Source organism: Phaeodactylibacter xiamenensis (assembly GCF_000759025.1).
GTDB classification, from domain to species: Bacteria; Bacteroidota; Bacteroidia; order Chitinophagales; family Saprospiraceae; genus Phaeodactylibacter; species Phaeodactylibacter xiamenensis.
This window is the reverse complement of record NZ_JPOS01000020.1, coordinates 174,144-200,324: the sequence shown is the minus strand read 5'-3', so window position 1 is coordinate 200,324 and position 26,181 is coordinate 174,144. Positions and strand designations below refer to the sequence as shown.

General features: G+C 52.0%; 21 protein-coding genes. 7 read left to right on the top strand and 14 right to left on the bottom strand.

Features of this window, described 5'->3' with window-relative positions; genetic code table 11:
- The gene (gene apaG, locus IX84_RS09950; RefSeq protein ID WP_044219541.1) at positions 1-387 is read left to right on the top strand and encodes a Co2+/Mg2+ efflux protein ApaG; all 387 of its coding nucleotides are present in this window, start codon (positions 1-3) and stop codon (positions 385-387) included.
- Here apaG and IX84_RS09945 read toward each other — a convergent pair.
- From IX84_RS09945 to IX84_RS09930, 4 genes are all read right to left on the bottom strand, one after another.
- The gene (locus IX84_RS09945) at positions 384-2,654 is read right to left on the bottom strand and encodes a tetratricopeptide repeat protein (RefSeq protein ID WP_044219540.1); all 2,271 of its coding nucleotides are present in this window, start codon (positions 2,652-2,654) and stop codon (positions 384-386) included. The two genes, apaG and IX84_RS09945, sit on opposite strands and share 4 nt — an antisense overlap.
- 243 nt (positions 2,655-2,897) lie before the next feature.
- Complete coding sequence (locus tag IX84_RS09940; protein WP_044219538.1) at positions 2,898-4,256, bottom strand: dihydrolipoamide acetyltransferase family protein; 1,359 nt, start codon at positions 4,254-4,256, stop codon at positions 2,898-2,900.
- A gap of 139 nt (positions 4,257-4,395) precedes the next feature.
- Complete coding sequence (locus IX84_RS09935; RefSeq protein ID WP_044219536.1) at positions 4,396-5,661, bottom strand: competence/damage-inducible protein A; 1,266 nt, start codon at positions 5,659-5,661, stop codon at positions 4,396-4,398.
- Positions 5,662-5,710: 49 nt separating this feature from the next.
- On the bottom strand, positions 5,711-6,481 hold the full coding sequence (locus IX84_RS09930; RefSeq protein ID WP_052515910.1) for a biotin--[acetyl-CoA-carboxylase] ligase: 771 nt from the start codon (positions 6,479-6,481) through the stop codon (positions 5,711-5,713).
- Positions 6,482-6,612: 131 nt separating this feature from the next.
- Here IX84_RS09930 and rsfS point away from each other — a divergent pair, with 131 nt between their 5' ends.
- The 4 genes from rsfS (at position 6,613) to IX84_RS30890 (ending at position 15,695) form a co-directional block, all read left to right on the top strand.
- Entirely contained in the window at positions 6,613-6,999 is a 387-nt protein-coding gene (rsfS, locus tag IX84_RS09925) for a ribosome silencing factor (protein ID WP_044219535.1), read from the top strand.
- Between the two features lie 208 nt (positions 7,000-7,207).
- Positions 7,208-9,310 carry an ATP-dependent zinc metalloprotease FtsH gene (gene ftsH / locus IX84_RS09920; RefSeq protein WP_081968689.1) on the top strand — a complete coding sequence of 701 codons (2,103 nt, stop codon included), beginning with the start codon at positions 7,208-7,210 and terminating at the stop codon, positions 9,308-9,310.
- A gap of 982 nt (positions 9,311-10,292) precedes the next feature.
- Positions 10,293-12,734, top strand: a complete 2,442-nt coding sequence (locus IX84_RS09915; RefSeq protein ID WP_081968688.1) for a zinc-dependent metalloprotease — start codon at positions 10,293-10,295, stop codon at positions 12,732-12,734.
- Positions 12,735-13,298: 564 nt separating this feature from the next.
- A complete protein-coding gene (locus IX84_RS30890; RefSeq protein ID WP_052515909.1) occupies positions 13,299-15,695 on the top strand; it encodes a zinc-dependent metalloprotease in 2,397 nt (798 codons plus the stop codon).
- Positions 15,696-15,796: 101 nt separating this feature from the next.
- Here the strand turns inward: IX84_RS30890 and IX84_RS09905 are convergent, their stop codons facing one another.
- The gene (locus IX84_RS09905; protein WP_044219532.1) at positions 15,797-16,891 is read right to left on the bottom strand and encodes an alkaline phosphatase; all 1,095 of its coding nucleotides are present in this window, start codon (positions 16,889-16,891) and stop codon (positions 15,797-15,799) included.
- A gap of 125 nt (positions 16,892-17,016) precedes the next feature.
- Here IX84_RS09905 and IX84_RS09900 point away from each other — a divergent pair, with 125 nt between their 5' ends.
- Complete coding sequence (locus IX84_RS09900; RefSeq protein ID WP_044219531.1) at positions 17,017-17,610, top strand: plasmid pRiA4b ORF-3 family protein; 594 nt, start codon at positions 17,017-17,019, stop codon at positions 17,608-17,610.
- Here IX84_RS09900 and argH read toward each other — a convergent pair whose 3' ends face one another.
- From argH to IX84_RS09880, 4 genes are all read right to left on the bottom strand, one after another.
- Positions 17,611-18,948 carry an argininosuccinate lyase gene (gene argH / locus IX84_RS09895; protein ID WP_044219530.1) on the bottom strand — a complete coding sequence of 446 codons (1,338 nt, stop codon included), beginning with the start codon at positions 18,946-18,948 and terminating at the stop codon, positions 17,611-17,613. It abuts the gene before it with no gap.
- A 58-nt stretch (positions 18,949-19,006) separates the two neighbouring features.
- Positions 19,007-19,363 carry a DUF5615 family PIN-like protein gene (locus tag IX84_RS09890; RefSeq protein ID WP_044219529.1) on the bottom strand — a complete coding sequence of 119 codons (357 nt, stop codon included), beginning with the start codon at positions 19,361-19,363 and terminating at the stop codon, positions 19,007-19,009.
- Positions 19,364-19,366: 3 nt separating this feature from the next.
- A complete protein-coding gene (locus tag IX84_RS09885) occupies positions 19,367-19,597 on the bottom strand; it encodes a DUF433 domain-containing protein (RefSeq protein WP_044219528.1) in 231 nt (76 codons plus the stop codon).
- Positions 19,598-19,695: 98 nt separating this feature from the next.
- Complete coding sequence (locus tag IX84_RS09880) at positions 19,696-20,772, bottom strand: M20 family metallo-hydrolase (protein WP_044219527.1); 1,077 nt, start codon at positions 20,770-20,772, stop codon at positions 19,696-19,698.
- A gap of 136 nt (positions 20,773-20,908) precedes the next feature.
- Between IX84_RS09880 and IX84_RS09875 the strand changes: the two genes are divergently transcribed.
- A complete protein-coding gene (locus IX84_RS09875) occupies positions 20,909-21,448 on the top strand; it encodes a helix-turn-helix domain-containing protein (RefSeq protein ID WP_044219525.1) in 540 nt (179 codons plus the stop codon).
- Positions 21,449-21,643: 195 nt separating this feature from the next.
- Here the strand turns inward: IX84_RS09875 and argB are convergent, their stop codons facing one another.
- From argB to IX84_RS09850, 5 genes are read right to left on the bottom strand one after another with little or no spacing between them, the layout of a single operon-like run.
- On the bottom strand, positions 21,644-22,414 hold the full coding sequence (gene argB, locus IX84_RS09870) for an acetylglutamate kinase (RefSeq protein WP_044219523.1): 771 nt from the start codon (positions 22,412-22,414) through the stop codon (positions 21,644-21,646).
- A gap of 1 nt (position 22,415) precedes the next feature.
- Complete coding sequence (locus tag IX84_RS09865) at positions 22,416-23,363, bottom strand: N-acetylornithine carbamoyltransferase (RefSeq protein ID WP_044219521.1); 948 nt, start codon at positions 23,361-23,363, stop codon at positions 22,416-22,418.
- 5 nt (positions 23,364-23,368) lie between these two features.
- Entirely contained in the window at positions 23,369-24,337 is a 969-nt protein-coding gene (gene argC, locus IX84_RS09860; RefSeq protein ID WP_044219520.1) for an N-acetyl-gamma-glutamyl-phosphate reductase, read from the bottom strand.
- Positions 24,330-25,541 (bottom strand): argininosuccinate synthase, encoded by a 1,212-nt coding sequence (gene argG / locus IX84_RS09855; protein WP_044219517.1) that lies wholly within the window; start codon positions 25,539-25,541, stop codon positions 24,330-24,332. The genes argC and argG overlap by 8 nt, the downstream gene beginning before the upstream one ends.
- Positions 25,542-25,555: 14 nt before the next feature.
- Positions 25,556-26,137, bottom strand: coding sequence for a GNAT family N-acetyltransferase (locus IX84_RS09850; protein ID WP_044219514.1), 582 nt, complete (start codon positions 26,135-26,137; stop codon positions 25,556-25,558).
- Between the last annotated feature and the right edge of the window lie 44 nt (positions 26,138-26,181).

The following is a 26,181-nucleotide window of genomic DNA, read 5'->3' as shown; positions in this document are numbered from 1 at the left end:
ATGGCAACGCAAACGACTAACGGCATTCAGATTACGGTACAGCCTTCCTATCAGGCCGCTTATTCCCGTCCTGCTCAGCACCGCTACATTTTTGCCTACGAAATCACCATTGAGAACAACAGCAAGGAAACCGTGCAGTTACTTGGGCGCCACTGGTTTATCTGGGATGCCAACGGACATGTGCGGGAAGTGGAAGGGGAAGGTGTGATCGGACAGCAGCCTGTCCTGCCGCCGGGGGGCAAGCATCGCTATGCCTCCTGGTGCGACCTATCGACAGGCATTGGGAAAATGCACGGTGCCTTTCAGATGGTCAACATACTGGACAACAGTACCTTTAAAGCAATTATCCCAACCTTTTTCCTGATCGCGCCTGTCCGGCTGAATTAATCCGTATACGCCTTGAGGTCCGGAAAGTCAATGATATGCCTGCGGGCACGCATCTGATCGGCACGCCGCCCATCTATATACGCTGCTACGTAAGCCGATGTAAAGGCGCCCCTGAGCAACTTCACCTTAAACGCCTCCGCCTCTTCAAAAGTCGTAAAAGCACCTACCGTATACCGGTAATACGGACCATCCATCTGCCGTTCTACCATGACGCCTTCGTACGCATCGAGGCTGTTGGTGCCATAGGCGCCGCTTAGTGCCCCTACCTGTACCTTGTACAATAGCCGTTGATGAACAGGATGCCTGGGGACTGCATTAGCGTACCGGAGACCTACGACTGGAAGAGGGGTTGTGGCAGCCTTGCCTTCAGGAAGGTAGAATGAAAAATCAACACTGCATTCCTGATCACCTACTGCTTCAGAAAGCAATCCTCTGATAAAAATACGGTCGTTCGGTACTCCTTTTTTCAAAAGGGCTTTTGCGACAGCTTCTGCCTGCTGAGCACCTTTGAATATTGCTGCGCCTTTGCCACTTTCAACCTCTTTCTGGTAAGCCGTTAAAACCAGGTAGGCATCTTCCTGTTTTTGCATGGTGTCTGCGATGGTCTGCAGTTGCCGAAGCTGATCTGCGGAGAAGGCTTCCGGCGTATCCATTCTGAAGTAGATCGGGGGCAGGAACAACAGCCCGGCATTGCCTGCCTCAGAAGCGGTCTCCGGTGCCCCGTCCACCTGAGGCTGAACAGGAACCTCCTCCTGTTCACCTGTAATTTCGTGCTCCGCAGACATTTCTGCTTCTGGCACTGACGCCACCTCTTCAGTAGTGATGATCTCCTCAGGCAAAGCCGGTAGCGATTCCCCTTCTGGATTAGCAGCCATATCCTCCTGAGGCCCGGTTACTTCGGGTTCAACAAGCCTGGATTCTACATACCCGTAGTACTCATCCACACGGAGTTCCATCTCCGGCAAAAAGTTGTCAAAATGAGCGGCATAAAGGTCACGCTGTCCCATACCGTCCTTTCGGGAAGAGGCAAAAAAGCCCGTGAAGCCGTCCTTGGCGATCCGAAAGTAGGCATCATCTTCAGAAGAGTTGATCTTCGTCAGCAGATTTTCAGGCGTGGTCCAGGTTTCGGAATTGGCGTTAAAAACAGCTTTTACGATATCCAGTCCTCCGATACTAAAATCAGGATGGTTGGTGCTGTAATACAGGGTTATGCGGTCCCGGGCCAGAAAGGGCGTGGTTTCGTCATAGGCGGTATTGATTTGAGGGCCAAGGTTGACAGGAGTCCCCCACTGCCCGTTTTTGTATTCAAGGCGATACAGGTCAAGCCCACCGTAGCCTCCGGGGCGCCGGCTGGCGAAGAAAACCAGGTTGTCACTGGCGAAGAAGAACGCTTCATCACCAATAGCAGGATTGATAGGCCCTTTGAAAACATCAGAACTCACCGTTCGCTCTTCCTTATCGTTGCGGAAAGTATCCACAATAATCTTGGCGTCCTCATGGTGCCAGCCCTGAAAAAAATACAGGACAGTACCGTCCGCATTGAAATCCAGGAGCACATCGTGCCGCGTACTGTTGACCAGGTACCCCACAGAGCTTACTTCCTGCCAGTTCCCCCCACCACCGGTAGCAGAACGGCAGGAAAAAATATCGCTATAGAACTGTCCGGTACGGCTGTCCGGCATTCCATTCTCGTCTCTGCGCCCGCCCAAATTACCGCTGCGCATGGATGAAAAATACAACCGATTGCTGAAGTTAGGGCTGGGCACGGGTGCGAACTCATCGCCGTTAGTGTTCACTTTGGGCCCCAGGTTTTCAGCGTACACTTCAGAGGGCAGGTACTGCAGCCGCATACCGGTTGCGCAGCGGCGGATATCGTCCCATACCATTTTCCGGTTGGGGCTATTGGCGCGGATACGCCTTAAATAGTCTTTATAGTAACCCGCTGCTTCTGCAAACTGGTTCATAGCATGGCGGATCTTCCCCAGGTAGAGCCAGCATTCCGGAAAAGGATCCTTTTCACTACGGATAATAGACTGGAACAAGCGTCCCGCGGCTTCCAGTTGGTTGGTTTGATAATAGGATACCGCGAGTAGGAAGCGCGCTTCCTGGTCGTTGGCTACCAGGGACTCTGCTGTTTTTAACACAGCAAGCGCTTCTTCGTACCGTTGATTGACGAAGAACGCCTTGGCTTCTTCTTTTTTGTAGGCTTGTGCCTTGAGTGCGTGCCCCACTGTCAATGACAACAAGGCAAGTAGCAATATTCTCATAGCGCCTGTTACTTTTGAGGAACGGCCGCGGCAGAGGACCGTTCAGGGTTAATGTCGACAGGTTACCAAAGCTCTGCGCCAACAGGCATCAGAGCACAAAAGGCGTTATTCATGATTGTGCTTGTAAGGCATCAGGGTTGGGGGGTAAAAAACTTTTCTATTATAAAACTTAACCGCATCGAATGCAAGGAATATGCCAACTTTTATATCTAATTCCTGCATCCGATGCGGAAATAATGCATGTTAAATGGTTTGGGTATCATCAAACTGCTCCATATAGTCTCCTATCCGGCGCAGGAAGGAACCTCCAAGGAAACCATCCACAACACGGTGGTCGTAAGACAGCGAAAGGAACATCATATGGCGGACCGCAATAAGGTCGCCGTATTCAGTTTCCACTACCGCAGGCTTTTTCCGGATCGCGCCTACGGCTAAAATAGCCACTTGAGGCTGATTGATGATTGGCGTACCCATGACATTGCCAAAGGTACCTACGTTGGTCAGGGTGAAGGTTCCGCCCTGTATCTCATCAGCCCCCAGTTTATTTGCCCGGGCGCGGGCCGCCAATCCGTTAACCTGCTTGGTAAGCCCCATCAAATTAAGATGATCGGCATTTTTAATAACTGGTACGATCAGGTTACCGGAAGGCAGTGCTGTCGCCATACCGATGTTAACGTTCTTTTTGCGTACGATTGTGTTGCCGTCCACCGATACATTAACCATTGGGAAGTCTCGTATCGCTTTGGCTACGGCCTCCATGAAAATCGGAGTGAAGGTAATTTTTTCTCCGTGCTTTTCCTGGAACTGTTTTTTCACTTTGTTGCGCCAGTTGACAATCTTTGTCACATCCACCTCCACAAAAGAAGTCACGTGCGGTGAGGTCTTTTTGGAATTCACCATATGGTCCGCAATGATGCGGCGCATGCGGTCCATCTCAATAATTTCAACATTATCGGAAGCAGATACCCCGGCGGAAGCAGGTTGAGCAGGCGGTGCTTTGGGCTGTTTTGGCGCAGCAGTTTCCTGCACGGGAGCCTTGAGTTCAGGCGCAGAGGAGGGTTGGCTTTTGCGGTTTTCCACGTAAGCCAGGATATCCTTCTTAGTCACCCTGCCCTGTAGGCCGGAGCCTGAAATCTGCTCCAGTTCGGCCATGCTAATGTCTTCTTTTTCCGCAATGGTACGGACCAGGGGTGAGTAAAAGCGATTGCTGCTGTCCGTACGCTCAACGGGCGCATCAGCCTCAGCCATAGCAGGCTCTGGCTGAGGCTCTGGCTTATCTATGCCATTACTGCTGGTCTTTTCGGCAGGCGCCTCGGCTGTCTCTTTGACGCTTGGACTGGCTTGCGGAGTAGCTTCCTCTCCATCTGTACCAATAATCGCAATAACTTTACCAATCTCCACCGTTTCGTCTTCCTGAAAGCGGATTTCCTGAATCACTCCGTCTACCGGAGAAGGCACTTCGGAATCAACTTTATCTGTGGCAATTTCAAGAATGGTTTCATCCTCCTCAACGGAGTCTCCTACCTGTTTAACCCATTTGAGGATGGTTGCCTCCATGATGCTTTCCCCCATTTTGGGCATAATCAGTTCGACTTGAGCCATAATTCTTTCTTTCGTTGTGTATTTTGGTTCTATTTGGCAGGTCTTTGCCTGTGCCTTTTCAGACCGCAAAATTAGCCGTTTTGCACTTGTAAAACAAATAAAGCACTGCATTCCGAAAGCCCCTGCTCCTTACCTTGATTTAGCCATTGGCTAATGAGGCAGGATAATGTTTTTTCAGAAACCGGCGGATAAAATTCAGGGCATGTGCACCAGTATATTCAATATTTTTCTCACGGTCTTTTCCAGCCTTAAGCAGATAAGCCTCCGTCATATTGTGATCTCCAACGGCAAGCCAGATGGTCCCTACCGGCTTTTCCGGCGTACCGCCGCCCGGGCCGGCAATTCCGGAAACGGCAACAGCAATATCGCCTCCGAAGTGCTGCAGGGTGCCAGCCACCATTTCGCGGACTGTAGCCTCACTTACAGCACCATCGGTTTCCAGTGTAGCAGTGCGCACGCCCAGCTTTTCCTGCTTTACTATATTGCTGTATGCTACGATACCGCCAAGAAAGTATGCAGAAGAACCGGGAATACTGGTAATCAGGTGCGAAAGGTACCCGCCGGTGCAGCTTTCCGCTGTACTGAGCCACAGCCCGCGTGCTTTCAGCATTTGCCCGACTACAGCCTCCAGGCGGTCTTCTTCTTCTCCGAAGAGCAGGTCCTCCACCCGTTCTTTGAAACGGTTAGCCCACTGCTCAAGTTCGTCCTGGTATTGGTCAGACTGACTCCCCCGGCTGCTGAGCCGCAGCCGTACTCTCCCTAGATTGGGCAAATAGGCTAGCTTGATATGGGGCGGAAGGGCGTCTTCAAGGTCGGCGATGCGCTCGGCAATGCGGGATTCACCTTCTCCGGCTGTGAGTAAAGTACGATGCGCAATCCGTTCCAGGGGATACTGTGCCTTCAGGCGGGGCAGGACTTCCTTCTGCATGAGGGCTTTCATCTCGTAAGGTACGCCCGGCATGGAGACGATCACCTTACCATCTACTTCAAACCACATGCCCGGGGCGGTACCCATTGGGTTGGTCAGCAGCGTAGCGTTGTCCGGCATGTAAGACTGCAGCCGGTGGGCTTCCGTTGGCTGACGCCCGAGCTGCTTAAAAAACCGCTCGATGCGCCGGTAAGTCGGTTCATGAAAAGACAGCCTGCCGCCGGTAAACTCCGCAAGGACTTTTTTGGTGACATCATCTTTGGTAGGCCCCAGGCCTCCGGTCATTAAAATCACATCTGCGAAGCGTAGCCCTTGCTCCAATGCCTGAACAATGCTTTCTGCCTCATCCGAAACGGTCATTATCCCGGTAATATGCGCTCCATTAAGATTGAGCTGCTGCCCCATCCAGGCCGAATTGGTATCCACAATCTGCCCGATAAGAATTTCATCACCTATTGTGATCAGGTATACTTTCATGAACCTTTTTTCTGGAAAAGACCAGTAAGGGGCGATTTGTTGCGACAAATCAGGAAATATCAGGCACCAATGCGATTTCCTTAAGTGCGAAGGGCTGAAGCTCCCCACTGATGCGTAAAAGCAAGCGGCCGGCTTCATCTACTCCGGCAGCCTCTGCCTCGAACTCTCTGCCGTCAGGCAAACGATAAGTGCGCAGCTCCTGATACCCGGTCAGGTGCTGGTAATAATCGCGCCTGAGCCGGGTAGTCTGCCCTGCCCTCAGCTGAAGGTAGCGTTGCTCGAGTGCCTGTAAATAAGAAGCCGCTACCTCGTCCAGGTCGTGTATGAGGCCCGTATCCAGGTACAGTGAAGTGGCGAATGGCAGCTCAGGAGGGAAAGCCCGTTGATTAATATTGACCCCGGTCCCGATGATGCTATGCTGTACCAGCTGCCCGGCCAGCTGATTTTGGATAAGAATGCCTGCAACTTTACGCGGCCCCAGATAAACATCATTGGGCCATTTCACGCTTACTACAGATTTGGCATAAGCTGACAGCGCATCACGCAGCGCAAGAGTGGCAGCCATATTGAGCTCGAACTGTTTGCGGGCCTGTAAAAAATGAGGGTACAAAATGACACTCAGGGACAAGCTCTCCCCTTCCGGGCTCTCCCATTTACTGCCAATTTGTCCACGGCCTGCAGTTTGTGTGGCTGCCGAAATGACCGTTCCTTCAGTTGGTTTACTTTTTGCAAGGAGTTCCTGTGCGTAACTGTTTGTGGAAGCAAGAGCCTCGAAGGCATGAACAACCTTTCCGATAAAAAGGGTGTTTTTGTTAAGCAAGAGCAAATTATTTGATAATTTTATTTGTTGTAAGCCCCGGGAGGGGGCTATTCCACCTCAGAACCATATTTTGGGGCAAAACGAAAAACGAATGCCTCCTTTATTCATTGCAAAATTAACAAAATCTGAGTTTGAATTCACACACCAAAGTTCAACAACGCGAACTCACCACCGAGGCGCTGAACGAATTGATCATTGAAAGTATTCAGGACATCAAGGGCAAGAATATCATCAAGCTGGACATGCGAAAACTGGATGATGCCCCAACTGACTATTTCATCATTTGCGAAGGCGACTCCAACACCCAGGTAAAAGCCATTGCCGATCACATTCAGAAACGGCTCAAAAGAGAGGCAGATACCTTTGCCAGCCATGTTGAAGGCGACCGAAATGCGCTTTGGGTTTGCATCGACTACTTCACGACTGTAGCGCATGTGTTTCATAAAGAGCGGCGCTCTTTCTATGAATTGGAGAGCCTTTGGAGTGACGCACAGGTTACGGAATACAAGAGTTTATAGTCTGCTCAGAACTCTTGGCCGAATTCTGGCAACGAAATATCGTAAAGAACGTTACTACATAAATTTCCTGGGTATATCACCCCGGACATCCGGCTCTGATTACAGTCTTGTGGAAATACTCTAATTTTGGGGCGGCTACAGGACGACAAGCATTACAATCAGTTGAGACAGGGCCTGGCTCTGCCTGATTCGATAAACGTATATTTTAATGGAGAACAAGAATAACCAAGAAGATAAGAACAAGCCAACCGGGCCCAAATTCAATACTTATTGGATTTATGGGATTATTGCGTTGTTCCTGCTGGCACTGAATTTCTACAGTATGTCAGAAGGCACCATGGAACAAGTAAACCGGCAAAAACTCGGTGAAATGATTGCGGACCAGGACGTGGAAAAACTGGTGGTGGTCAATCAAAAACGGGGCTATATCTACATCAAGCGGCAGGCCCTTGAGCAAAAAACAGAGTTTTACAAAGATGCCGAAAGCCGCTCCTCGCTAAGCGGGGAGAACTACCAATACTGGCTTGAGGTAGGCTCAGTGGAAGCCTTTGAAGATTGGCTGCGGATCACGCAGGAGCAGGCAGACATACCTGAATCGGAGTGGATTTATCCAACTTTTGAAACCCGCCAGAATTGGCTGACGCCACTTTTGGGCTGGGTACTACCGATCATCATCGTGGTTGCCATCTGGGTTTTCATCATGCGCCGGGTAAGCGGTGGTGCCGGTGGGCCCGGTGCCCAGATTTTCAATATTGGCAAATCCAAAGCGACCCTTTTTGATCAAAACAGTAAGGTTAACGTCACTTTTCAGGATGTTGCCGGGCTTGATGAAGCCAAAGAAGAGGTCATGGAGGTCGTTGATTTCCTGAAAAATCCTAAAAAATATACTGCTCTGGGTGGTAAAATCCCGAAAGGAGTTCTGCTGGTTGGCCCTCCGGGCACTGGTAAGACACTCCTTGCCAAAGCAGTAGCCGGTGAAGCAGGGGTCCCTTTCTTTACGATTTCCGGTTCAGACTTCGTAGAGATGTTCGTGGGTGTTGGTGCCTCACGGGTACGCGATCTGTTTAAGCAGGCAAGGGAGAAAGCGCCTTGTATCATCTTTATTGATGAAATCGATGCGATTGGACGTGCCCGCGGGAAAGGTAATATGCAGGGAGGCAACGATGAGCGGGAAAACACCCTCAATCAGTTGCTGGTGGAAATGGACGGCTTCAGCACCGACAAAGGTGTCATCCTGATGGCCGCTACCAACCGACCGGATGTACTTGACAGCGCATTGCTGCGCCCGGGGCGTTTTGACCGACAAATCGGTATTGACCGCCCGGATCTCAAAGGCCGGATATCCATCTTTAAAGTACACCTCCGCAATATTAAGATTGGTGAAGGAGTCAATGCTGAAGCTCTGGCAGAGATGACACCGGGCTTTGCGGGAGCAGATATTGCCAACATTTGCAACGAAGCCGCGCTCGTGGCTGCCCGCCGCAATAAGCAGGCGGTGGATATGGATGACTTCAACTTCGCACTGGATCGCATCATCGGCGGCCTGGAGAAGAAAAACAAGCTCATCTCCCCTAACGAAAAGAAGATTATCGCTTACCATGAAGCCGGGCACGCCATCTGCGGATGGTTCCTGCCACACGCTTCTCCGCTGGTGAAGGTGACGATCGTACCACGTGGTGTCGGCACTTTGGGGTACGCCCAATACCTTCCTAAAGAAGAGTACATCACGCGCACCGAGCAACTGCTCGACCGTATGTGCATGACCTTCGGAGGACGGGCTGCCGAGTCTATTGTGTTTGATAAAATCTCTACCGGTGCGCAAAATGACCTTGATCAGGTTACCAAGATGGCCTATAGTATGATAACCGTCTTTGGCATGAATGAGAAGGTCGGCCAGGTTTCTTTCTATGGCCTGTCACAAGACCAATTCCAGCGCCCTTATTCTGATGACACGGCCTCCCTGATTGACGATGAGGTAAGAAAACTTGTCGAGTCTCAGTACATCCGCGCCAAAGAATTACTGACAGAACACCGGGAGGACCTGGAAAAGCTGGCAGAGGTATTGCTGGACAAGGAAGTCCTGCTCAAATCCGATGTGGAGCGCCTGCTGGGCAAGCGCCCGAGTGAGGCAGAGGACGATCCGGAAAGCGGCTTTGATGACCATATCGCCGGCCAGTTGAAACCTATAAAAAGGGAAGAGGCTGAGGTATCCACTGAAGCGCCTTCAGAACCTAATAATGCTGAGCAAAACGGCGAAGAGAACAAACAGGAAGAGCATCAGGAAGAAGAAACACCGACCAAAAATGCTTAAGGCATAAACAGCCTCTTACCTTCTGATTACAAAGCCCCGCCTGCTTCCGTGGAAGCAGGCGGGGCTTTTATCATGATGCCTTTTTAAATTTATTTTTTTCATATGCTTTTTATATCGGTATATACTATCACTTGTTAAGCCCACGTTAAGGAGCCAATTTTATGCATGACAGGGCGCTATTGAGCTCCGAAGGTCCCAGGTATCTGACTACAGAAGCCAATGATAACGAAGCCAGGTCTGAGAAATTGCCGCATGCCTAAACAATTTATATTTTTTTTCATATAGAGAATTTTTTAGTTTAATACTTTGCGAATGTGTCTAAAACCTGTTAACTTTGAAACATCCTAATCAGTTGTGGGGTAAACCCGCATCATCCATCAAACCAAAGAGTGTTTCGGGGGCAATGAGGCAACTCTATGCTCGGTCCGGCAAGCTGGTCTGCAATACTAAGACAGCTTCCGAAAGAGCAGTTTGTCATTTTTCCTTTTCACTTTTTCTGAGAACGACTTCAACACAAACTTACCTTGAGAAAACGCAAATAGTACGCCGTGGCCGTGGTCTGCACGCTCCACGCCCTTGTACTATTGGGATGAAGCCATCATTCTTGACCCCAGGCTGCAGGATTGACCCCCTGCGTGATAAGCAACTGTATTGTCAAACTGAACACGGCAAATCCATTGTATTCAAACCATAATCTTATGAAAAACAACGCTGCGGGCAGGCTTCATGCTCTGGAAGCTTAGGCTTCTGAAGTTTTCCCCAGCCACGAGCCGGTATGCTTCATTTCAACTGCCTTAGGGCTGATGTTGCGAAGCTTTCCGGATTTACACAGGTGCAAGCGCACGTAGCAGTGCCATGCGCTAACTAATGATGCAAACACTCACCTGTTGACAATGAAACGTTTGTCAGTAAATGGGAGTGGTGTGCCCCGACAACTGATTGATAACAAGAACCGATTGTTAACCAAAAACCGTTTTACACCATGAGATTCCCACTTACGTTGCTGGCGCTGCTGGCATCACTGCTTGCCTTTGCACAACAAGGCCTCAAACCCATTGACTTGATAAACACCGCTAAAAACGAACGTACAACATTTGAAGAGCTTAACTTATTTACCATCTCACAACAATCTGATTACGCCCCTGCACGGCAGCTTGATGCCAATGACTTTACGTTACTTGAACTTGACGAAGAACCCCTTTCTGCTTTGGTACACCTAAAACCCGACGCCATTAAGCTGTCGTTACCTGCTAAAGGCCGGTCCGGATCTATTGACCTGGAGATGGTCCGCGTCAATCCGCTTAGCCCTGGCTTTGTGGCGATTACAGCTTCCACACAGCGCCCGGTCAAAGCACCACAGGGGGCGCACTACCGGGGAGTCGTCAGGGGGGCACCGGGCTCGGTCGTCGCCCTAAGCTTTTTTGAAGACGAGGTCATGGGGCTGATCAGCACCCCCGGTCAGGGCAACCTCGTGCTCGGAAAAAACCAGGAAGCCCGCTCCCCTCAGGAGTACATCTTGTATAACGACCATAATGTGCTCCGCGAAATGCCTTTCGACTGCGCTACCTCTGATGATGCGCCGGATTACCGCCCGGAGCAACTGGAACCGGTGGTGGGCGAACGTGGCCCTGGCGATTGTGTACAGATCTACCTGGAGATTGATTATGATGTCGTGCAAAGCAAAGGCGGTGTGACCGGAGCAACCAACTACATCACCGGCTTATTCAATCAGGTAGCTACCTTGTACGCCAACGAAACCGTCAACATCCGCCTGTCCGAGATGCTGCTTTGGGACCAAATTAGTCCGTACAATGGCAACAACAGCTTTGTCATCCTCACTCAGTTTGTCAACGAGCGCCCCACCTTTAATGGCGACCTTGCCCAGCTAATCAGTTATCAGGCTTCCGGCGGCATCGCTTATCTGTCTGGCCTATGCAATGAATACTCGCCCCGGCACGGATTCAGCAGCATTAATGCAACTTACGCTGCCGTACCCACTTATTCCTTTTCGGTAATGGTGGTCGCGCACGAGCTTGGGCATTCCTTTGGCGCCCGTCATACCCACGCCTGTGCCTGGAACGGCAACAATACTGCTATCGATGATTGTGCAGGGTATACGGAAGGGAACTGCGCCTCCCCGGGTTGGCCTTCCGACGGCGGCACGATGATGAGCTACTGCCACCTGCGCAACGTGGGTATCAATTTCAGTAAAGGTTTTGGCTTTCAGCCCGGTAACGTCTTGCGCAACGCCGTAGCCGATGCGGACTGCCTGCAAGCCTGTGCTACAGATGGCGGAGGCGGAAGTATTGACACCTGCGCCGGACAGGAAGTCGCGCTGGAGATTGTCCTCGATGCCTATGGCATTGAAACCACCTGGGAAATCAGAGATACCAGTGGCGCATTACAATACAGTGGCGGCCCGTATCCCAATACAACAAATGGTACCATCATTAACGAAATGCTCTGCCTCAAGGAAGGATGTTATGTATTCGAAATCCGGGACACCTACGGCGATGGCATCTGCTGCGACTACGGTGATGGCTATTACGCCCTTACGGACACAAGTGGCTTACTGTTGGCCACGGGTGGGGAGTACGGTACCGGAGAGGAAGTCAATTTCTGCCTGCCTGCAGAACAGCCGGAGCCAGGAGACAACAATTGCCTCCCCATCAACTTTTCGGATTACGAAATCCTGTCCTTCGGTGGACCACAGGATGCGGGCACTCACGATCTGCTCGATGATGGCGAGGTCCTCCGTATCCAAAACAACGCCTGGAAAGCCATAGAAGTCAACTATGAGGTGACGCCTAATACTGTCATTGAACTGGAATTTGGCTCTACCCGTCAGGGAGAAATACATGGCATTGGCTTTGACGAAAACAACAGCATATCCTCCAACCGCCTGATCCGGTTATACGGTATTCAAAACTGGGGTTATGGCAACTACGACAACTATCCCGGAGGGGCAATTTGGAAAAAATACGTCATCCCGATTGGTGAATTTTATACCGGGGAATTTCAGTACCTGTTCTTCACGGCTGACCATGACCGACCGCCCCGCAATGGCAACTCCTACTTCCGCAACATCATTATTTATGAAGGAGACGACTGTTCAGGCAGCAATGGATTGGGCACCCCATTAGCGGCTTTGGAAGAAAATGCGCCCACCGCAGCACTTAGCCTGTACCCCAATCCCGTAGCGGATTTGCTCACGCTACAGCTTGATCAGCCACAATTGGAGCAAGCGAGGGTGGAAGTCTATGCCCTGACCGGACAGCAAATGCCAATCGGCACACTAGATTGGATGCCTGGTACCGTGCAACAGCAAATCGACGTCAGTCAACTGCCAGCCGGCACCTACGTCGTGCGGGTACAGGCCGGGCATCAGTACTGGGTAGAGAAATTTACCATTTCCAGGTATTAACATACAGACAGCCGCAAAAGGCTGTAAAGACATGGCATTAATTGTGTGAATTTCGAGCGCTGCGGCAAAGGAGCCGCAGTGCTCTTTTTTTGTTCATCAAAAATGCCGTTTTTTTGCTTATACATTAATTTTTACTACATTTATCACCATCGAGACAGAACAAGCTTCTTACTTTAAACCAAGACTCCAAACATTTAAGATTTACACCCCTGGTTATATCCATATTATACTGAGCCCGAAAATTTGAATGGGCTTAAAGTCAATCTGGATCAACGCTTGCCAGAACAAATGCTCCTGTACTCCTAACAGGTGTTTTCACCCGCATGGCACTTAAGTGCCGAGAAACAATCGGATAGTGACGCTCAGTTTGAGCTGTTCAAAAGCTTTGGATCACTGCAACATAGCCTGTTACAGGTTAGGTGCCGTGCATTAGGTCCTCTTCATGCTTTTTGAAGCAATACGGCTTTACCTGCTGCCATCAATGGGATTGGCCAGCAGTGGGTTTTGTATGCCTTCCAGGCTGCTTCTTCATTCTGAAATTCTTTTTAACCATTAATAATTAGTATGAAAACTCTACTTACAACAATCTCCTGTTTCCTTGCCCTGTCCCTCTTTGGGCAAGGCATCCTAAAGCCTGCCGAGCTCGTTAAGGCGGAGAAACGCAAGGGCATGCCTTTCCAAATGGTAACTGCTTTTGACCAATCTGAAGGACGGGCGAACCTTGGGGACGAGGCTCCTGACCAGTACGATCTGCTCGAAATGCGGGACGAGGTGGTACAGCAACTCCATGCCGAGCAGCCAGACCGCATCACGTTTAACTTACCCTCCACCCATCGCAGCGAGCTCGCCATTGAGCTGGTCAGGGTGGACCTCTTTACCGATGATTTCCAGGTTACGGACAGTCAGACCGAGTCTGCCGCTGATGTAGACTACGGCGTGCACTACCGTGGCATTATCAAAGGGGAGTCCGGTTCTATTGCCTCCCTGAGTGTTTTTGAAGATGGGGTCATGGGCCTGTTCAGCCCGGCAAGAGGGGGCAATCTCGTCCTTGGCCAGTTGGAAGGCAACCGCAATGAAACCCGCTACATCCTGTACAACGATAAGGATGTACTGGAGCGCATGGCTTACGATTGCGGTACACCCGACGATGGCGAAGGCTACACCCGGGAGGAACTGCAGCCACAAGTCGGCACACGGGCACTTAGCGACTGTGTGCGTTTTTACTACGAAGTAGATTATGACATTTTCCAAAACAAAGGGGGTACACAAGGCGCGACCAACTACGTAACGGGCATTGCCAACGAGGTGGCCACGCTCTATGCCAATGAGAATATCAACACCGTAGTTTCAGAAATTTTTGTCTGGAGCTCCAGCAGCCCTTACTCCAGTAATTCCAGTTCCGGAATGCTTTCTGATTTCCAAAACTTCCGTAATGGGGTCAATGGAGATCTGGGCCACTTGTTGTCCTATCAGGCCAGCGGTGGTATCGCTGCTGGCTTCTCCGGGCTTTGCAACAGCAATCCGGATAATAGCCTGTGTTTCTCTTCCATTAGCTCTTCTTATTCGCAGGTGCCGACTTACTCCTTCACGATTATGGTCACCACTCACGAGTTTGGGCACCTGTTCGGTTCCCGCCACACCCACGCCTGTGTCTGGAATGGCAATAATACGGCTATCGATGGCTGTGCCGGATCAACAGAGGGCTCCTGCTCTCTGCCGGGCTACCCCAGCAATGGAGGAACGATTATGAGCTACTGCCACATTCAGAACGTCGGGATCAACTTCAACCTCGGCTTTGGATCACAGCCTGGCAACGTCATCCGTAACCGTGTGTCCAATGCCTCCTGCCTGCAGGCCTGTGACGGTGGCGGCGGCAACCCCACCTGCAACGACAATGAGATTACGCTCACCATTAACCTGGACAACTACCCGGGAGAGACGACCTGGAGCGTGGTTAATGGCAGTGGCACAACCGTAGCTTCCGGTGGGCCATACAGCGGTGCAGGGTCTACCGTCACCGAAGACATCTGCCTGCCGAATGGCTGCTATGACTTCACCATCTTCGACAGCTATGGAGATGGTATCTGCTGTGGTTACGGCAACGGCTCGTACAGCCTCACCGATGGCAGTACGGTACTGGCTTCGGGAGGCAGCTTCGCCAGCAGCGAGGCCACTAATTTCTGTGTAGGCAGCACACCTCCTCCCCCGCCACCAAGCTACTGCGGCTCGGAAGGCAGCAATAGCAATTTCGAATGGATTCAGCGAATACAGTTTGGCAGTATTAATAACAACTCCGGCAACGACGGTGGCTATGGGGACTACACCAACCTTTCCACCGCACTCACGCCCGGAGGCTCTGTTTCCGTCACACTGGTGCCCGGCTTCTCCAGCTCTACTTACACTGAATACTGGCGCCTGTGGATTGATTACAACCGTGATGGCGACTTCTCAGATGCCGGAGAGCAAATCGGACAGGGCAGCGGTACAGGCACTTTGTCAGGTACCCTGAGTGTATCTCCAAACGCAACTCCAGGCACTACGCGCATGCGGGTAGCCATGAAGTACAACGCTTATTCCACGCCTTGTGAAACATTCAGTTATGGCGAGGTAGAAGATTACACCATTACTATTGGCTCTGCTTTACCCGGAGAAAATGGAATCGCCGTGGGCAATCCTTCCGGCCTGAAAAGCAACGACCTGACTAAAGGCGCCGGCTTCCGCATCTTCCCTAACCCCGCCAAAGACCTCGTCAATCTGCAATACCGTGCCGCAACTGAGGGCAAAGTGGAAATTGAGCTGCTCGACCTGATGGGCCGCACGCTGCAGGCGTTCACGGATCAGGCAGTGAGTGGCTCCAACGCCTTCCAACTGGAAACCAGCCAACTTCCGGAAGGCACTTACCTCATCCGGTTGACCCAAAACGACCAACAGCATGTGGAAAGGGCGGTCATCAGCCGATAATGAGGAATAACGGTCTCGATAAATTGTCTCGATAAAATAGCAGTGCCCGGTACAAGCTCGCAAGCCGTACCGGGCACATTTTCGGCTGCACGTAGACGCTGTTACCAGCGCAGGGCTTGCAGCATCAGGCCGAAAATATCGTTGTTTTGATAAATGCCCATAAACTTAGCTGCGCCGGGGCCGTAGGCATAAACCGGGATAAGCGTAGCAGAGTGCCCGCCAGTAGAGAAGGTAGGGTTGATATGCTCATAAGTCCGCTGCATGCGCACTTCAGCGGCTGAGAGGGACATCCCGCCCGTTTCATGATCTGCGGTAACAATCACCAGGGTATTCCCATCTTTTTCTGCAAAATTCAGCGCCGCATCAATCGCTTTATCAAAGTCTTTCACTTCCTCAATGATGTAATCACCATCGTTCGCATGGCCACCCCAGTCAATTTGAGAGCCTTCCACCATGAGGAAGAAACCATCTTTGTCCTCAGAAAGAAAATCAATAGCCATGGCGGTAGCTTCAGGGAGGAAGTCTCCCCGACCTTCTGACATTTTCGGCATACCATCAGAAGCCAGGAGGTAGCCATACTTTTTGCTATAGTCCCAGGCCGCAGGCTTGGCAAGAGCAGTGGTATCCATCAGGTAACCGTAAGCGGCAAGGGAATCCAGGTAATTTTTGCCATCCTTACGGCGGGCAAAGAACTCAATGCCACCACCCGCAAAGAAATCGACAGGCGCTGCAGGTAGCTGAGCCGCTATTTCATCTGCCATACCCCGGTTTTCCACATGCGCAAAAAAGGAAGCAGGCGTAGCATGCGTGATAGAAGAGGTGGCTATAACGCCGGTAGCCTGCCCCCGGGCTGCAGCCATCTCGAGGATCGTCTCCCGGGCAATCGTATCTTTATCTACTCCAATGGCGCTGTTGTAGGATTTGTAACCGGTTGAGAACGCAGTAGCGCCCGCCGCCGAGTCGGTAATCGTAGCGTCAGTGGGTTCATTTTGGTGCAGCCCGATGTGCTGGAAACGGGTAAAGCTGGGCGTTTTATCCTGGTAGTAAAAAGCAGTGGACATCTGCGTCAGCCCCATGCCGTCCCCAATCAGCAGGATGACATTTTTTGGCTTTTTACGGATGGCCATTTGCTGGTAGCTGTTGTTGCAGCTCTGTACCACGAGGATAGTGGCGAGGAGGAAGAGTAGCTTTTTCATATCGCGTAATGCAGTTTTAGGCAAAGGTAAGGTTTTGATGTTGTTTAAAAGTTAACTTTGTACATCGACTCGGATGACCTGCCCAAGGGCCATTCCGCAATCAAAAGCTTAAAAGATTATCACAGATGAGCCAAACCGTTTTTCAACTCAAAATCACGCTGATGGGCTCCCAAAAGCCTCCCATTTGGCGGCAGATACAAATCCCGGCAGGGCTGGACTTTCAACAGTTGCATGCGATCATACAAGGTGCCATGGGCTGGACCAACAGCCACCTGCATGCTTTTACCGATCGGCGGCGGAGTTTCAGTATCGGCATGCCTGACGAGTTCGATATGGATGAGACGCAGGACGGCCGCGAGGAAAAGGTACAAGACTACCTTAGCGCCAAAGGCGATTCACTGATCTACGAATATGATTTCGGGGACAGCTGGGAACATATCATAGAGGTCCAAAAAGTACTGGAGGCAGAACCGGGCGAAACCTACCCTAAACTACTCAAAGGCAAAGGGGCATGCCCGCCTGAAGACTGTGGAGGCATTTGGGGCTATTACCATATGGTGGAAGCCATCAACGACCCTAAGCACGAAGACCACGAAGATATGGTGGAATGGACGTGCGTAGAAGAATGGGATGTCAATGAATTTGACGAAGCGCACGCACGGGAGCGTATGCTTGATCGGTTCAATAACGCCAGGAATTCCTACGGTATGTTTTTTTAATCAAGCTTTTTGCAGCAATTGCCGGATGGCTTCTCCCACCTGCTCAAAGGGGAAGCCCTGAGCGATACGTTCCCACTTCGCCCGGATTTCCGGCAGGCATAAGTTGCCAATGCTGCCTTCATGCGTGTGCCGGATTTCCCGGGGTGGCTCAAAGGTACCGTTAGCAATCTGTCCGCCCACAATCTGGTAGGCTTCCCGGAAGGGCTTGCCTTCAAGCACCAGCTGATTGACGGCCTCCACGCTGAAGAGGTAGCGGTAGCGCTCATCTTCCAGCAGGCGCTCCGCCGGGCGGGCGTGGGGCAAAGCGTAGTTGAGAATGCTCAGGCACTGCTTGAGTTGCTGCAGGGCGGGGAAAATGGCTTCTTTCAACAATTGGAAGTCGCGGTGATAGCCGGAGGGCAGCCCGGCCGTCAGTTGGCTGATTTGCACGGGCAGGGCCTGCAGGCTGTTGCAGCGGGCCCGGAGCAGCTCGAAGACATCCGGATTTTTCTTGTGCGGCATGATGCTGGAGCCGGTGGTGAGCTCATCCGGGAAGGATAAAAAGGCAAAGTTTTGGCTGACGTAGAGCACGACATCTGCAGCGAGCTTGCCCAGGGTAGCCGCAGTGCCGGCGATACCATAGCTGAGCTGCTGTTCAGATTTTCCCCTCCCCATTTGAGCGTGTACCACGTTGTAGCTCAGGTCTTCAAAGCCCAGCAGTTCTGTGGTCATGCGACGGTCGAGCGGGAAGGAGGCACCGTAGCCCGCCGCTGAGCCCAGCGGATTGTGGTTGATGGTCTGGTAAATACCCTGCCACAGCCGCAGGTCGTCCACCAGGCTTTCCGCGTAAGCGCTGAACCACAGCCCGAAGCTGGAGGGCATAGCGGCTTGGTAGTGGGTGTAGCCGGGCAGCAGAATGTCTTTATGCTGTTCGGCAAGCTGTAAAAGGGTTTGAAACAGCTCGCCCATGAGCTGGGTGACTTCCTCTATCTCCGAGCGGAAGTACAACCGCAGGTCCACCAGCACCTGATCATTGCGGGAGCGCCCCGCGTGTATTTTTTTGCCGATATCGCCCAGCTCTTCGGTCAGCAGGTATTCCACCTGCGAGTGGATGTCTTCCATGCCTGCTTCCACAGTCATACCCTCTTCGGTTGCCTTTTTATACAGTCGGCGAAGGGCAGCTTGCAGTTGCGCCAGCTCCTCTTCGGTAATCAGCCCGATCTTGGTGAGCATCTGCACATGCGCCAGAGAGCCGAGGATATCCCAGGGCGCCAGGTAGGCATCGAGTTCGCGGTCCTGCCCTACGGTGAAGGCTTCAATTTGCTGATCGAGAGTGTAGGATTTTTGCCAGAGTTTCATAATGTAGCTGCAAAGTGGTCTTGGAAGTACAAGGTTTTCAACTTAGTATCAATACCATTTAGATGAATCGCCTCCGGACCTTATTTTTATTAATTGTAATAAATTCGTGTTGGCTGGATTTCCCTGCCTTTAGAAGAGATTTGATCAACTTTAATAAGAAGTCAAAAATCTTAGCGTAATCATCCTTTTCATACCTTAAAAAAACAATCGTGACCTCTTCAACTTTATGAGCAAAGACCCACTCACCAAAGTCTTTATCTTCTGTAATGAGAATTTGGTTGCTAGATTTAGCGTATTCGATTACTTCCTTATCACTAATACCAGGCGCTTCTTCCAATATCCATGTGACCTCAATATTTTGTTTCCGTAGCCCGGCTACAATTTTACCATTTAGTCCTTCATCAGCTAACACCATAATCTAGGCAGCCTTAATTACTTCTTCATTCTCAATAACTAATGCGGCATAAGTTATGGCAGCTGATATGTCCTCCCGCTTAAGATGAGGGTACATCCCCAAAATTTCCCCTGAATCGTATCCATCCGCCAGTTTTCGGAGTAGGAGCTCAACCGTAATCCTTGTGCCCTTAATAACCGGCTTGCCCAGCATTACATCCGGGTTTGATTCAATATGATCTCTTAAATTTACCATAACATAAGATATTGCTTATAAGTCCAATGACAGCCCTAACGATAAAATTAACAAAAATACACTACCGGTAGTTTCCAGGGCCCGACTTAGAGAAATGCCTAATCCCCTACCCGCTCCACATACCCCTCCAACAACCTAATATACCGCTCAATCCCTTCTTCCACTTCAGCTATCTTAATGTACTCATCCGCCGTATGCGAGCGGGCGGAGTCGCCGGGGCCAATTTTGACGGTAGGAAAAGGGCAGAGCGCCTGATCGGAAAGCGTGGGCGAACCGTAAGTGGACATGCCCAAAGCAATACCTGCCTGCACCAACGGGTGGTCTTCCGGTATACCACTGGGGTTGAGGCGCAGGGAGCGGGGCACGAGTATAGACTGTGTGTGAATCTGCAGGTACTCCAGCACCTCAGCATTGGTGTAATGCTCATTGGTGCGCACATCGATCACAAAATCGCAGCGGTCGGGCACCACATTGTGCTGATGGCCGGCCTTGATCTGCGTCACGGTAGCCTTCACCGGCCCCAGCAGGCGGCTTACCCGCTCGAAATCGTGCTGACGGATCCACTCAATATCCTTTAGCGCCAGATAGATGGCGTTGACGCCCTCATTTCGGGCCGCATGCCCGGCAATACCCGTGACCTCCGCATCAACCACCATCAGCCCGCGCTCGGCTATGGCCAGCTGCATCTGCGTAGGCTCCCCGATGATGCCCACGGCGATTTCCGGCAGTTCCGGGAGCACCGCAGCTATGCCATTCGCACCTGAGATCTCCTCCTCTGCGGTGGCTGCCAGGATGAGGTTGAAGGGCAGGTCTTCCCGTTCGTAAAAGTGCAGGAAAGTGGCGATCAGGCTGACGAGGGGACCGCCGGCGTCGTTGCTGCCCAGGCCGTAGAGTGTGCCGTTCTCCAAGTCTGCCGCAAAGGGGTCGCGCGTCCAGCCTTTTACCGGCTTGACGGTGTCGTGGTGGGAATTGAGCAGCACGTTGGGCTTGGTTTCGTCGTAGTGGCGGTTGAAGGCCCAGATGTTGTGCCCTTTTTGGTGCGTAGTTAGGCCTGCATCTTTCAGAAAACGGTCGATTAGCCCGGCCGTCTTCTCTTCTTCGCGGGAGAAAGAAGGCGTGGCGATTAGAGACTGTAGCAAGGATATGGCTTGGGCGGCAGTTGGTCGTGAAGACATGTCGTTTATAGCTGATTCAGCGGCAATTTAGGAGAAATTAAATTAACTTACTCTTTGGAGTGAGTTGTAAAACAAGAGCAACTACCCGGTTCGGCTATCTGTTTTTGATACAGGATGATTAAAAACTACATAGGAGATGAAAAAATCTGAAGAAATATATCAGAAACTAAAAGAGAAACTGACAGACGAGGAGATCGTAGAGCGCTATGTCATCCCTGAAGAAATAAGTGAGGCGGAACGGCAAGTAGTTGAGGAAGCGTTTAGGGCCATCCGGATGAATATGCTCAAAGAGCGGTCGGAGCAGCAGCAGCTATTGAGCGAGTTGATGCGCATGAAACTACTGATCAGGGATTATTTAAAAAACAGTCCGTATGATGAGGCTTTCTCCTTTGCTAACCAGCTTCAGGCGTATATTAAGATCATTGACCGGCAAAAACAGGATTTTGCGGAAGAAATCGACATCCACCCGACCCGTTTGAGCAGGATACTGTCCGGAAAAGAATGCCCAAACATTGAGTTGGTCTACCGGCTCGAAAAACATGGCGGCCAGCTGATCCCTGCGATTTATTGGTGGAAGTTACACGCCAAACAGTTAGAGTACCTCATTCAAAAAGATGAACAAAAGCGTTTGGAAGAAAGCCATAAGGTGAAAAACCACTTAAAGTTTAGGGCCTAGTGGTCTGTCAAGGCTAAAACTAGGGGTTGCCTGCGGCGAATTTTGAGGCTACTCTTTGTTGGATAACCCCTTACGTAGCGCTGCTATGCGCGGGAAGATCCGCCTTGATTAGCCTCAAAATTCGCTCCCACTCAACCCATAAATTAACACTTGACAGACCACTAGGCGATAGTTGTTTTGTTCCCTGTAGATGGATTAGTCAACTACTTCTGTCCCAGTCCCGGATTTCAACCCCGCCAAATCTGCAATCACCGCCCGCTTCGCCCCCGCCTGAACCGCCCGGAAGGCGTTATCCAGCTTTGGCACCATGCCGTCTACGATCACCCCGTTTGCCCGGAAATATGCATAGCTGTCTGGGTTTAAGGACGGGATAAGCGATGCCGGGTCTTTTATATTGCGCATTACGCCAGGCTGCTCAAAGCAGTACTGCAATTCCACCTCGTAATCAGGTGCCAGCCCAGCCGCAAGGGAAGCGGCAATGGTATCTGCATTCGTATTGAGCAGCTGTCCCTGCCCATCATGGGTGATGGCACAGCAAACGGGCACTAAGCCTGCGCTCAGTAAAGCCTGTAATTGCTCCGACTGCACGCTGACCACATCCCCTGCATAGCCGTAATCCACAGCTCCGCCCCTCCGTTTTTCCGAAAGGATGATATTGGCATCCGCCCCGCTCAGCCCAATGGCCGGGCAGCCGAGGGCTTGCAGTTGGGCAACGGTGCGCTTGTTTTCCAGGCCGGCGTAAACCATCGTCACCACCTCCAGCGTGACCTCATCGGTAAGGCGGCGGCCTTCGTGCATGCGCGGGGTGAGGCCCATGGCTTTGCTGATTTGGCTGGCGCGCCGCCCACCGCCGTGTACCAGGATTTTATGCCCCGGTAGCTCGTGGAAGTAGCGCAGGCAGTCGCTGAGGGCTTCGGGCTGCTGTAGCAGGGCTCCTCCGATTTTTAGAATGGTAAGTTTGGACATGTTATTGGCTTTTCAGCAGTTCTTTAATCGCCGCCATCGCCGCCCAGGTCCGGTTGTTGCTTTGCTCGAGATGCAGGGAGCGCGGGCTGTCAATCACAGTGTCCGAAACGACCACATTGCGGCGTACCGGCAGGCAGTGCATGAAGCGACCGTTATTGGTCACCGCCATTTTTTCCGGGCTGATCATCCAGCGGGCATCCTGGTTTTGCACTTGCCCGTAAGCCTGGTAGGGCGACCAGTTTTTGACGTATACAAAGTCGGCTCCTTCTAATGCCCTTTTTTGATCGTAGATGACCGGGGTATCGCCCACGAATTCCGGGGCCAGCTCGTAGCCCTCCGGGTGGGTCAGGCAGAGGTCCATATCGGCAACCTGCATCCATTCAAGGAAGGAATTGGCGACCGCCTGTGGCAAAGCTTTGGGGTGAGGCGCCCAGCTCAGCACTACCTTTGGGCGGTGCGCCGGGCGGTGCTCAGCAATCGTCACCCAGTCAGCCAGGGACTGCAGCGGGTGACGGATAGCCGATTCCAGGCTGAGAACCGGCACTTTCGCATGCGTTTTGAATTGCTCCAGTATAAAATCCTGATAATCGCGCTCGCAGTCTGTCAGGCTGGGAAAGGTGCGCACACCGATAATATCCGCGTACTGACTGATGACACCCGCCGCTTCCTTCACATGTTCTGCCTTATCGGCATTCATAATGGCGCCATCCTCAAACTCCAGCTGCCAGCCTTGGCCGGCGTTGTGCACCATCACCTGCATGCCGAGGCTGAGGCCGGCTTTCTGCGTGCTCAGCCGGGTGCGGAGACTGGGGTTGAAAAACAAGAGGACCATCGTCTTGTGCTGCCCAATGGAAAGCAGGTCTTCCGGCGGGCTTTGCTTGAGCTCCAGGGCACTTTGGACCAGCGCTGCCGGGTCCGCTACATCGTGTACGGAAGTGAAATGCTGCATAAGGTTTAGAATTGAGAAGGTTTGAGCCGCAGGCCAGCCGCTTCGTCCAGCCCAAACAGCAGGTTCATATTTTGCACCGCCTGCCCGGACGCGCCCTTAAGCAGGTTGTCGATCATGCTGACAATGAGGAGCTTGCCTTCGTGCCAGTCAAGGTAGACGATACCTTTGTTCGTATTCACCACCTGTTTGAGGTCCGGATTAGTTGGGGAGCAAAATACGAAGGGAGAGTCGGCGTAAAACTCCTCAAACAGCTCTGTGGCTTTTCCAGCTTTTAGATCGGTATAGAGGTAGGTACTTGTGTAAATACCCCTGGGGAAATTGCCCCGCAGCGGCAGGAAATTGATGTCCAGGTCAAAATCGGGCTGCAACATGCGTACGCTCTGCCCAATTTCCTGTAGATGCTGATGCCGGAAAGCCTTATAGATGGAGATGTTGTTATTGCGCCAGCTGAAGTGGGTAGTGGCTGAAGGCGCCTGCCCTGCCCCAGTGGAGCCTGTGACGGCGTGCACGTGCACATGATCTTCCAGCAGCCCGTTTTTAGCCAGAGGCAGCAGCGCCAGCTGAATCGCCGTGGCAAAGCAGCCCGGGTTGGCAACACGCGTAGCCAAACGGATACGGTCGCGCTGTAGCTCGGGCAGGCCGTATACAAAATCATGGTCTTCGCTTTCCGCCCGGAAGTCGGTGCTCAAGTCAATAATGCGGACCTCCTCCGGCACTTCATTTTCCGAAAGGAAGCTGGCCGAGCGGCCGTGCCCCATGCAGAGGAAGAGCACATCCACACTGCCATATTCTGCTTCGGCCTGAAATTGGAGGTAAGTCTCGCCCAGCAGGCTTGTATGCACTGCGGCGACTGCTTTGCCTGCCTGACTATTGCTTTGTACCCAGGCGATTTCAACATCCGGATGATTGATAAGAATACGGAGCAGTTCTCCGGCCGTGTAGCCCGCTCCGCCTACAATACCTGCGTTAATCATCTTTTGGTGCATTTTGCTGTACGAAATGGTGGATTTTCAGGTTGGTCGACAGGATTTTGGTGAAGCCTTTGACATCCTCCCCGCTCCAGGCTTTGTTCATCTCGCCGTATTGCCCGAAGCCGCTGTTCATCAGGTCGTAATCTGACTGAATGCCGATGAGCTCAAAGCGGTAGGGGTGCAGTTGGACGGTAACGCTACCGGTCACTGTTGCCTGTGTTTCGGCCAGAAAAGTTTCGATATTGCGCATCACCGGCTCCAGCAGTTGCCCCTCGTGCAACAGCATGCCGTACCAATTAGCCAACTGCTCTTTCCAGTACTGCTGCCACTTAGTAAGGGTGTGCTTTTCCAGCAAATGGTGCGCTTTGATGATAATGAGCGGGGCAGCCGCTTCAAAACCAACCCGCCCCTTGATGCCGATGATAGTATCGCCCACGTGCACATCGCGGCCAATGGCGTAGGGGGCTGCCAATTCCTGCAGCGCCTGTATGGCTTCCAGCGGGTGGTCGTAGGAAACTCCGTTCAGCCCGGTCAGTTCCCCTTTTTTGAAGTGGAGAGTGACTACCTGCGGCTCCTTTTGCGTAAGCGGGCTGGGATAGGCTTCCTCCGGTAGAGTCTGGTCGGAAGTCAGGGTTTCCGCCCCACCCACACTAGTGCCCCATACGCCCTGATTGATGGAGTATTTGGCTTTCTCCCAGGGCCAGTCGATGCCGTGCTTTTTCAGATAGTCAATTTCTTCCTGCCGGGACAGCTGCATATCGCGGATGGGCGTGATGACCTGCAAGTTGTTGCCCAGTACCTCGAAGACCAGGTCAAAACGCACCTGATCATTACCAGCGCCGGTACTGCCGTGGGCTACGGCATCTGCGTCCAGGCTATTGGCGTACTTGACGGTCTCCAGCGCCTGAAACATCCGTTCGGCACTTACGCTCAGCGGGTAGGTGTTATTTCGGAGCACGTTTCCGTAAATGAGGTAGCGCAGGCATTGGTCGTAGTAGGTGGGCAAGGCGTCCACGGCTTTATAGGATGCCGCGCCTAGCTGCAGGGCTTTCTGCTCCAGGGCTTTCTGCTCTTCCGGGGAGAAGCCGCCAGTATTTACCGTAAGGGCATGCACTTCCATGCCTTTATCGGCGGTCAGGTGTTTTACGCAAAAGGAAGTATCGAGGCCCCCGCTGTAGGCGAGGACCACTTTAGGTGGTTGGCTCATGTTTATTGAAGGGTTTAACGTTGGTTGACAATCATGTTGCTCATATCGTAGGCCATGGCATCTGCTTCCTCTTTGGAAGGCGCAAGCATAGCCGTGCACAGGCACATCCGGCGCTGATTGCGCTCGAGGATGTCGTAGTTAGGGCAGGATTTACAGCCCGCCCAGAAGGCCTCATCCTGTGTCAGTTCAGAGAAGGTGACCGGCCGGTAGCCCAGGTCGGAGTTGATACGCATTACGGCCATGCTAGTGGTGATACCGAATAGTTTGGCCTGCGGGTACTTGTTGCGCGACAGCTCGAAGGCTTTGGCTTTGATTTGGCGGGCCAGGCCGTGCTGCCGGTACTGTGGGAAGACGATGAGGCCCGAATTGGCAACATAGCGCTCGTGGCTCCACACCTCGATGTAGCAGAAGCCGGCTACCTGGCCGTCCTGAAGGGCGATAATGGCGTTGCCATTCTTAATTTTAGTACGGATGTACTCGGGCTGTCGCTGAGCGATACCGGTACCACGGGCGCGGGCAGACTCAGCGTACTCGCGGCAGATTTCTTCAGCATAAGCCTCGTGAGAAACGTCCGCTATCTGGATATCAAACTTCATGTGTCAAATTGATGCCTTTAGCATTTGGTACAGAGACCAAATGG